General features: G+C 40.3%; 6 protein-coding genes and 1 pseudogene. 2 read left to right on the top strand and 5 right to left on the bottom strand.

All coding sequences use genetic code 11. The annotated features are described in order from the left end of the window. On the bottom strand, positions 1–937 hold a 937-nt coding region (locus tag BLT15_RS12510), incomplete at its 3' end, for an IS3 family transposase (RefSeq protein ID WP_089762335.1). Between the two features lie 777 nt (positions 938–1714). Between BLT15_RS12510 and BLT15_RS12505 the strand changes: the two genes are divergently transcribed. Further along, on the top strand, positions 1715–3721 hold the full coding sequence (locus tag BLT15_RS12505; RefSeq protein ID WP_159429959.1) for a methyl-accepting chemotaxis protein: 2007 nt from the start codon (positions 1715–1717) through the stop codon (positions 3719–3721). A gap of 311 nt (positions 3722–4032) precedes the next feature. Here the strand turns inward: BLT15_RS12505 and BLT15_RS12500 are convergent, their stop codons facing one another. From BLT15_RS12500 to BLT15_RS12490, 3 genes are all read right to left on the bottom strand, one after another. Continuing rightward, on the bottom strand, positions 4033–5289 hold the full coding sequence (locus BLT15_RS12500; RefSeq protein ID WP_089762332.1) for a DUF305 domain-containing protein: 1257 nt from the start codon (positions 5287–5289) through the stop codon (positions 4033–4035). 65 nt (positions 5290–5354) lie between these two features. Continuing rightward, on the bottom strand, positions 5355–5618 hold the full coding sequence (locus BLT15_RS12495) for an SHOCT domain-containing protein (RefSeq protein WP_089762330.1): 264 nt from the start codon (positions 5616–5618) through the stop codon (positions 5355–5357). Positions 5619–6008: 390 nt separating this feature from the next. Next, complete coding sequence (locus BLT15_RS12490; RefSeq protein WP_159429958.1) at positions 6009–7409, bottom strand: B12-binding domain-containing radical SAM protein; 1401 nt, start codon at positions 7407–7409, stop codon at positions 6009–6011. A 545-nt stretch (positions 7410–7954) separates the two neighbouring features. Here BLT15_RS12490 and BLT15_RS12480 point away from each other — a divergent pair. Next, positions 7955–8221 (top strand): cupin domain-containing protein, encoded by a 267-nt coding sequence (locus tag BLT15_RS12480; protein WP_143423098.1) that lies wholly within the window; start codon positions 7955–7957, stop codon positions 8219–8221. A gap of 445 nt (positions 8222–8666) precedes the next feature. Here the strand turns inward: BLT15_RS12480 and BLT15_RS12475 are convergent. Continuing rightward, a pseudogene (locus tag BLT15_RS12475) lies at positions 8667–8954 on the bottom strand (UPF0236 family protein); the annotation flags it as partial.

The raw sequence follows: 8954 nt of genomic DNA, 5'->3' as shown, positions 1-8954 counted from the left end.
AGACATCATAAGTTTTCTCGGCGTCCTGTTTTACACCATAATAACGATCAGCGGGGGTGAGATAATCTATGCCCATATGAACCCTTTCATGATTGTAGTACTCTATATAATCTGAAACTGCCTTTTTTACATCTTCCATGGAGGTAAAATGTTTCTGGCCGAATAGCTCCCTTTGTATATTCCTATGGAAGCTTTCTATCTTGCCTATTGTCTGCGGTGACTGGGGTGAGGCCAGTATGTGTTTTACTCCCAGCTTGTCGAGCAGTTTTTGAAAGCGGCTTTCTCCCTTCCAGGAATGAAACTGACTGCCTCTATCCGTAAGAAATTCACCGGGGAGGCCGCTCTCTTCAAAAGCTTCATGCAGGACATCTATAACATTATCAATAGTTTTTCTTTTGAAGATACCGTGGGCAATAATATATCGGCTGTAATCATCGAGAATGCTTATTAGATAAAATCTTCCCTCTTTTTCGATGGTATAGTGCATGATGTCCATCATCCACATCTCATCGCTGCTGTTGCGCTCAAACCTGCGGGAGGGATGATCTTTCGGTTCGGGATAATCTGTCTCCTCCAGACCATGCTCTTTTAGTATCTTTTTTACCTGGCGGGTTGAGATCTTTATACCGTGAGAGTAGGCTAACTGCTTGCTGATCTTTTTAAATCCAAGAAATGGTTTATCTTCTTTTAATTCAGTCACTTTCTTTACTGTTTCAGTATCTACATCGCCAGAAGTATTTTCACGGTCCTGGTTTGAAGTTTCTTCTTTTTCGGTTTCGGGTTCTAAATTGCGGTGCTTTTTCCAGATATAATAGGCGCTGTCGGAAATGCCAAATTCGCTGCAGGCTTCTTTTATCGTAAGATCTGATGTTTCATAGAGATGGTTGACTTTTTCTATGATCATTTTCCGCTCTTCATCGCTTCTGGTCTCTGGCATGAATTTTCTCTCCTTTCCATGCCGGAGCCAGTGTAAACCAGTTCCTCCTCCGTGAAATGCTTGACGGGTCTTTTAGTGAAGTAATGTAAAGTAATTTTAAAAGGTTTAACTTGATTTTAATGGTAGCATAGAACAGATAACAGGGTATCACCACAATTATCTGAATTAAAAAAATAAGTGCTGCCCCCTTTTAAATAGATCTTCCTGTCTTCAGCTGGTAAATAGATGTGAAAAAAATTTCGCTCCCTTCGCAAAAGCTCTTTCCTTTATGAACATTAAGCAGGTCTGCTGGATTTGGGTTTATATTCACATTTAAAATAATTACTATCTATACCACTATAATACTCGAAATAACAGCAAACTTCAATATGAAATATCCAATTATTTATTTTCCTGTATATCAGAATAGTTATCGTACGGAGCAGAGGGTATATTGTACCCGGGCTTATGTCCGGGTTTTTTATTGCATACTCATAAAATTGATAAAGCAGATATATGATTTTCCAGAGGCGGGCTTTGAAATGACAATTATTATTTGGGGAATTGAATATGCCGTATAAAGAGCAGAAAAATTCCCGGCAGAGAAGGGAAATAAATTAATTATTTTACCCGGAAAAAGCAGGAATTAAAGATTGAGCATTAAATTAAAGAGTAGGAGTATCCATAATTATTAAAAGAAAAGCAGTTCTGAAGGGAATGCTGGCATTATTTTATTAACTTTGTGGATCATCAATCAAAAAAAAAGAAGTTTGATTCTGCAAGAAGGTAAAGATGTCAATGAAAAAACTGATCGTTGAAAACAAGCTTACTGTGGCTACAATTGTTTTAGTCTTAATTCTGGCCGTTGTTTTAAGTTTTTACTCTATTAATCAGACCGACCAAATTATTTTTAATGAAGAAGAGGATTCTATGTATGACCTGGCTGGTTTTATCGAAGCTGAGATGGATAACGCTCTGCAGAATGCTAGAGTCAGCATTATGAATGTCTCCAATAACACCAATGTGCAGAGATTGTTTGCCGAAGGTGAAAGAGAGGAGTTGTTAGAGCAGTTAGGGCCAGTTTTTGACGAAATTGCAGACGAGGTATCTCAATTCCACTTTCATAACCCCGATTCTACTTCTTTTTTAAGAATACATAATCCTGATAATTATGGGGATGATCTTTCCGGGTTTCGTGAAACTGTAAATCAAGCAAACAGGGAAGAGGAAATTATTATGGGTTTAGAAGAGGGAGCAGGTGGTTTTGGCTTCCGAGTAGTTGTGCCTATGAGATATGAAGGAGAACATATTGGAACCGTAGAGCAGGGTTTTGGCTTTGACGATGAATTTCTGCTGAACTTACAGGAAAATTATCCAGGCGAATTTTTTATTTACGCCTTTGAAGAAGCGGCTCAACTTTCCTGGGATGAACTTGATAATGGTGAGTTAGGTGCTATGACTGAAGATATTTGGCCTGTTGCAGAAGAAGACCAGGAACAGATCCAAGAAGGAGAGATGGTTGTTACCACCTCTGAAGAGGAAACAGAAAGTATTTTGCTGCTGCCCTTCGAGGATTTTCAGGGTAGATTAAGCGGTTACATTAAGGTAGTTCAAGACAGGGAAGATATCGTAGCACAAAGTGCCGCTACCACCAGGAATTTAATTATCATCTCCTTAATTGGCACTATCATCATTGCCTTTATTGTCACCAGATTAGTTAAGAGATTTCTCCTTAATCCCATTAAGCTTTTGACCGATTCAGTGGAGACAGTAGCCGATGGTAATCTTAACCACGAAATTGATAAAAATATTGGGGGAGAATTAAGCGGGTTAGCAGCTGCTTTTAAGAAAATGACTTCTGACCTGCGAAATATCATCGGTGGAATTCAGACTAACTCTGAGTCAGTGGTTGAAGCTTCCAGTCAACTTAGCAGCGCCTCTGATGATATGGGGCAGAGCTCAGAAGAAATTGCTCGCTCTGTAACTTCAGTGGCCGAAGAAAGCAGTGATATAAATAATGAAGTTAGTAATATTGAAAATGCCGCCAATAAGTTAGACGAAGACAGCGATAGATTAGTAGAGAACATCAACACCACTCTGGAAGTAGCAGATAATTCAGTTACAACTGCTAATCACGGCAACAATGCCATTAATGAAGCTATAGAGCAGCTGGATAAAGTTAGTGAGACAGTCCACTTTGCCACAGATGCTATTGAGAAATTAGGTAAAAGATCAGAGCAGATCGGTGATATGGTGGAGATGATCGAGGGAATAGCCAGCCAAACTAATCTTTTAGCTTTAAATGCCGCTATAGAGGCAGCTAGAGCTGGCAAACATGGCAGCGGTTTTGCTGTAGTGGCTGATGAGGTCCGTCAATTGGCCGAAGAATCCTCTGAAGCTGCCGGTGAGATAACCAGCTTGATTGAAGATATTCAGTCTGAGACTCAGGCAACTGTGAGCTCCATGGATACCAATATAGAGCAGGTAGAAAAACAGATTAAAGTTATCAACGAAGCAGGCAGCTCCTTGAATGAAATTGTGGATTCTTCAGAGACTACCGAAAAACAGGTGCAGGAGATTAAAGATTTTGCTTCTGAACTAGAACAGCAGATCAAATTGATTAACAAATCAATTCAAGAAATTGGCAGCTCTGTTGAAGATAACGCCGCCAGCACAGAAGAAGTATCAGCCCTGGCAGAAGAACAAAGCGCTTCTGTAGAAGAAGTAGCAGCTTCATCCGATGAACTGGAAGAAATGGCCAGGCAGCTTCAGCGGTTAATAGAAAGATTTGATGCCTCGAGTTAAAGACAATAATAACAGAAAAGTGCCCAATAAAGCCTTCGGTGGTTCAGCTCAGTATCAAAAAGAGCTGACTGCTGGAGGCTTTTTTATTTGTGTTTCAAAAAAAATAGCCGGGGAGATGAAAAAATAAAAATGACAACGCTCTGAGAAGAAGGGAGAGGTGGAGGCCATGGTGGAATACTTACTTATGACAGATACGGAGAAGATTTCAAATTCTTTGAGCAGGACAATTAATGCCGGATGAAAAAAGATAAAAAAAAGAAAAAAGGAGAAGCCCGGCAGGGAGCCTCTCCTGAAGAGAATTAAGGAGTAATTTACCAGCTGTGAGGACTTTCCTGCAGAGACCTTCCGGGCATAAGTCCTGAACCTCTGTGAGAAAAGCCGTACTCATCCTGCAGTGTTATCATTTCTTCTTCCAATTCTGTCTGCAGTTCGATTATCTCATCTTCCATCGCTGTCAATTCTTCTTCAGAAGCTTCCGCCCTCAAAAGCTGGCGATATTCTTCTTTCAAACTCTCTATTTCGTCTTCATTTCGTAAGATGCTCCGCTGGATTTCTCTTATCTGCGAGATATCCTCTTCGGGCAGTTCTCTATCAGCGGTAAAATCTCTATCCTGCCAACCTCTCCCCATATGGCCTCTGCCAATTATCTGTTCATCTTCATACCAGCTGGAAAGCCAGTTTCTCATCATGAATATCTCTTCACGCTGAGCATTGATAATGTTCGCTGCCAGCTCGGCTGTATCTTTGTGCTCTGCCAGCTCCCAGGACAAAAGCTGCTGGGAGGTCATGACTGCTTCCATATGATGAAAGATCATATCTTCCAAAAATGCCCGATCCAGCTCTTCGCCTTCCATATCGCCAAAATCTCTCATCATGGGCTGGTAATCAAAATCATGATCTTTATCCGGATATCTTTCATCAAGCCAGGCTTCCATCTGTTCAATCTCTTCTGTTTGAGTGATGATAATCTCATCGGCAAATTCTCTCATCTCTTCCCGGTCTGTATTTTCCCGCATAACTCTGGCAGTGGAAACCGCCTCTTCATGATGAGGAATCATATGAACTAAAAATTCATATTCATTCTCGATGGTTGTATGCATCATTCCTGGCCCGGTCCTGGTTTCACGGGCTCCAATTCTACCGGTAGAACCCATCATTCCTCCAGTTCTCATCATTCCTCCGGAACCTCTCATACCCCGTGAACCTCTTCTGTCAGCGGAGGTACTCGTGTCAAAATCTCCCATCATTCCTCTAAATTCACCCAGCGCACCTCTTTCTCGTTCTTCCTGCAGGGATAAAATTTCTTCTTCCAGTTCTCGCAGTTCTTCTTCCGATGCTTCTGCCAGCAGCTGATCCCGGTATTCCTGTCTCAGTGCCCGAGATCTTTCCGTATTTCTTAAAATTTCTCGCTGTAAATCGATAGTATTTTCCCTAAAATTATCTTCTATCAATCTACCGCTCATATGTCCTCCACCGTGATGATTTCCATGACTGTGAGCCAAAACACTGCCGGTAAATACGCCGGCGACCAGCAATAAAGCCAGAAATAAAATCATTTGTTTTCTCATTATAATATTCCTCCTGATTTTGTTATTAGTTCTGTCAATCTTTTTAAATAAGCCAAATTGTAAGTTCAACCACTATTGTTCAAACTTTGCATTATTTCCTCAAATTCTTCCCGGGAAATCTCACCCCGGGCCAATCTTTTCCGGGCTATCTCTGCCGGGGTGTCTTTTTCCTCGTCAGCTTCAACTTTATAATCATCTTTATAATCATCGGAATTTGAATTATTGCTGCCGCTGGAAATCATCTCTTTGATGAGCCATATAGCTCCAATAATAATTATAATCCATATTAAAACCATCAAAGTTCCACCTCCAGTAAACCGTCCCATCATATGACCAAACCCCCGATTGTTTTGAAAATGCGAGGACATCAATATAATACTGGTTAACATTGTTAAGTTATGACCCCTCCTCGATCAAAAAAGTCTATGGATTTACTCTAGTTTAATTTCATAATACAGGGGAAATATAAAGAAATTATGAATTTCGCCAATTAATTTTTGAGGAAGTAAAGTCTCACAGGGCCGGTAAGAGGGTGATAGGACATAAAGCTGGAATCCTCACTTTTATACCGGAATATATCTGGCCCTGAAATTAGAAGAGGAGGAATTAACAGCAGATGATGTCGGGATAGAAATGGCCATAGACCAGGCGATAAGTTATTACCTTAACTTTGCGGTTTGAGAAATGGTTAAATTAATGGGAAGGGTTATAAAAAAAGTTTAGTTGAAATCTTTCAATTCGTCCAGATATCCCCGGTTTTCCCAGAGCCAGCGCCTTAAAGCCCATATGCCGTAAAAATTTACTGCCCCTTTATAAAACTTTTTCCGGGTAAACCATTTTAAAGATTGTTTGAGATTATAAAACTTTTTAAAAGCTTTTATCTGGAGTTTTTGCAGGGCAGTAGGTGCTAAATTATTGGGTTCAAAAACCACATGCTGGCCATCGAAGAATTTCCAATCGGACATCTCCTCAATTAACAGTCTGCCTTCCTCTTTTAATCTTCGAAAAAGCTCGGTGCCGGGCGGAGGGACCAGCACAAAAAATTGTGCAGTTTCCAGATCAAGATTTACCGCCGCCTGCATTGTCTCTCTGATTGTTCTGGCCGTGTCATTATCTGCCCCCAGCACAAACATACCATGGACGGAAATGTCCCGCTTTTTAATTTTCTCAACAGCTTTATAAATATCGCTTCTGCTTTGAGGCTTTTGATATTCTTCTAAAGCGTCCGGATTGACAGATTCAATGCCTAAATGCAGTCTTTTGCAGCCCGTTTTAGCCATCAGATCAAGGATTTCTTCCTTTTTATGCACCAGCACTTCTTCCTGGGTTGACCATTCCATTTCCAGATTTGAGTCTGATAATTTCTGCAGCAGATCCCTGGCCCGCTTAATGTTGGCCGAGAAGTTGTCATCGACAATGAAAACATGTTTATCTTTCTGGGCCGGGGTTTTTTTTATGGATTTTAAATCCTTAATAACCTGAGCGGGCGGGCGATCCCTTACGTTTCTGCCAAACATTTCTACCACCGAGCAAAATTCACAGTTATGGGGGCAGCCGCGGCTGGTTTGATAGGGGATATAGGGAATTTCTTTATAATTTTCAATAAGAGAGAAATCAGGAGCTGGAATTTTTCCCAGATCAACCGGCTTTTCTGCTTCTTTATTGTGATGGATTTTACCATTTTTGCAGTAGGAGATGCCGGCCACGTCTTCGATATCATTCTTTCCGGCCAGAGCCTGAATGAGATTTCTAATAATATTTTCGCCCTCGCCGCGCACTACAATATCGGCTCCATGATTTAGCGCTTCCTCCGGCAGCATGCTGACATGGACCCCGCCCATAATTATTTTTGCCCGGGGATTGACTTCTTTGATTTTTTGAGCTAATTCATATGCCCGGGGAGCGAGGAGAGTTAAAACGGTCAAGCCGATTATATCAGCCTGCTTTATTCTATTCCAGTCGATAGAGGAGAAATTTTCACAATAGATTTTCACATTAAGTCCCATCTGCTGCAAAATTGCTCCCAGAATAGGAAGGCCTAAAAGCGGCATCTGGACTGAGCTAAAAAAGTTATAACCGGGAGATTCCGGTTCTATTAAAACCACATCTTTGATTTCCATAAAAAGACACCTCATAAAAAATTATCTGAACCCTATCTTTAATTGCAATATTAGCATAATAATTTTTCAAATGCAATTTTATTTTCGGGCAATGGATTAATATGGAAATCAATAAGGCCGGCTTAATTTCTCACTTTCTTCAGGCTCAATTTTTTGAACAGCCAAAAACCTTTCAAATCGATTTTGAAGGACAGATTCTGCACTTCCTCCGGCACACTTTTGGCTATAAAAATATTTATATCTTCGTATTTTTGAGGAATGAAGCGATCCAGATTTTTTTCGGAAGGTTTTTTGGCCCGTACCACGGGCGTGTGATGATCATTTCATCCTCCAACCTTGAGCAAAATCGCCAGGTCTTCGATATTTTTTTCATTTATATAATCGAGGGCAGAATCGCTCATCTGTATTTTAATTTCTTGATTTTGAGAAGCTGACTTTTTCATTTTTATCACATCCCGGCAAAAATTAAATTTTAAGATCATTTAGATAATTATATCAAAAATTTTATTTGTTGTCATGTAAAATTTAACAATCTCATTTTATGATTGCGCTGTGATTCAGTCAGAAAAAATTTATCCCAGGAGGGAAAAATAATAGAAGTTACTAGGGTGGATGAGATCGGGGGCAAACCAAATAAGAGAGGTGTAATAGCGAAGAAGCTGCATAAAAATGAAGACGTCCAGATAATGAATCTGGACTTAAGTCCTGGAGACGAAGTACCCCGTCACTCCGTTCCGGTAAATGTCTTCTTTTACGTTGTTTCCGGGCGCGGAACCATTATAATAGGTAAGGTGTGTAAAAAACTCATTTAGTTGTACTGTAAGATATAAAGCTTCGTTCACAATGAAATTTTTCCCTGATCTTATACGATGTCTACCAGCTGATAACAAGAAGATCCATAAATATTTGACGGAACAAAATATCATAGCTGAATATCGATCACTCATCATCTCCGGCAAGGACACCTATGGTAAATAACTTCTCCTCATCTAAATCTTCACCGCAGTAAGTACAGTCCCAGTTTTTCTTGCCCACTGAATAAGATTTACCATCGCATTCTGGACATTTTTTAACGTAAGTGATAATGACTGCCCCCCCCGAGATTGTTATTCTGAGTAAAATAAATCACATTGCAGTACTATATCACATGACCATATTAACACTTTTAAATTACAATTTCAAGAAATTGCATGTTATTGACGATGTCAAGTAAATGTGGGTTGGGGAATAAAAAGAGGACTCCCCCCCATGAAAATATTATCTCGATGCCCCCTTCATAAGATGATAAATTGCGTTTCTCTCCCCCTTTTTCAGGGCGGGAATGTTTTGCTTTCTTTCACCAAGAGCACTGGTTAGGCTGCTGCTTTGATATGTGCCGCCGCCAGCAACTTTTTTGACAGTTTCTTCAATTCTTTTTTCTCGTCTATTACGTCTGATAAGCTCTAAAATATCATTCCTGTTACCACCGTTGAATCTGAAGGCTCTCAAACGTGACATTCTATCCATCCCTGTCCTGCTCCAGCCCATAGGCCTGCTGCTCAAACG

It is taken from the genome of Halarsenatibacter silvermanii (genome assembly GCF_900103135.1).
GTDB lineage: Bacteria > Bacillota > Halanaerobiia > Halanaerobiales > Halarsenatibacteraceae > Halarsenatibacter > Halarsenatibacter silvermanii.
This window is presented reverse-complemented; position numbering and strand designations above follow the sequence as displayed.